Source organism: Amycolatopsis pigmentata (assembly GCF_042684065.1).
Classification (GTDB): Bacteria; Actinomycetota; Actinomycetes; order Mycobacteriales; family Pseudonocardiaceae; genus Amycolatopsis_E; species Amycolatopsis_E pigmentata.
On record NZ_JBHUKR010000008.1, the window covers coordinates 1 to 811 of the forward strand.

Sequence of the window (811 nt, forward strand, 5' to 3'; positions counted from 1 at the left end):
GAAGCGGGTGTCGCATAGTTTGAAGGATGGGGTGGGCCGGGTGGGGGGTCCGGTGGTGGAGCGGGATGTGGGTGAGGTGGTGTTGGGTCGGGAGCGGTTGCTGGCTGATCTTGAGGCGTTCGCGGATGGGGAGCGTGCGGCGCGGGAGGAACGGCGTGAGGAGGGTGGGTCGTGACGGGCGCATCGGAGAGTGACCACCGTCGTGGTGATGGCCACGGTTCCGGCGAGGGTGATGGTGGGGGTGGTGTGTCGTGGTTGGTGGATGATTTTGTGGGTCGGGTGCATGGGGTGTCGCATGCGTTGATTTTGTCGTCGGATGGGTTTCCGTTGGTGGCGTCGGCGGGGGTGTCGACGGTGGAGTCGGAGCAGTTGGCGGCGATCGCGAGTGGGTTGATCTCGTTGGCGGGCAACAGTGCGTCGTTGTTCGGCAAGGGGGTGTGTGAGCAGATCATCATCCGGCTCACGCGGGGGTATTTCCTGTTCATGAGTATTGATTCCGGGGCGGGTCTGGCGGTGCTGACCGGGCCGGAGTGTGAGATGAAGGTGGTGGCCTACGAGATGACGCAGTTTGTCACCAATGCCGGTCATGTGCTCACCCCGCAGGCGCGGGCGGATCTGCGGCGGGTGCTCACCGCGCACCGTCCTGGCCAGTGACAACCGGGTTCGGGATGTGATCGTGATGGTGGAGGCCCAGGGGAGTCCGGGGCGGTGGCGCAGCAAACGGATCCGCCCGTATGCGCTCACCGGGGGCCGGACCACGGTGCGCTACCCGTTGCTGGTGGAAACCCTGATCTCGGTGCCCCGGTATGAC

1 protein-coding gene and 1 pseudogene are annotated in these 811 nt (G+C 65.5%); both read left to right on the forward strand.

What is annotated here, in order from left to right; all coding sequences use genetic code 11:
* Positions 1-246: 246 nt before the first annotated feature.
* On the forward strand, positions 247-654 hold the full coding sequence (locus ACFSXZ_RS19460) for a roadblock/LC7 domain-containing protein (protein ID WP_378266528.1): 408 nt from the start codon (positions 247-249) through the stop codon (positions 652-654).
* A gap of 25 nt (positions 655-679) precedes the next feature.
* Positions 680-811 (forward strand): annotated as a pseudogene (locus ACFSXZ_RS19465) (DUF742 domain-containing protein); the annotation flags it as partial.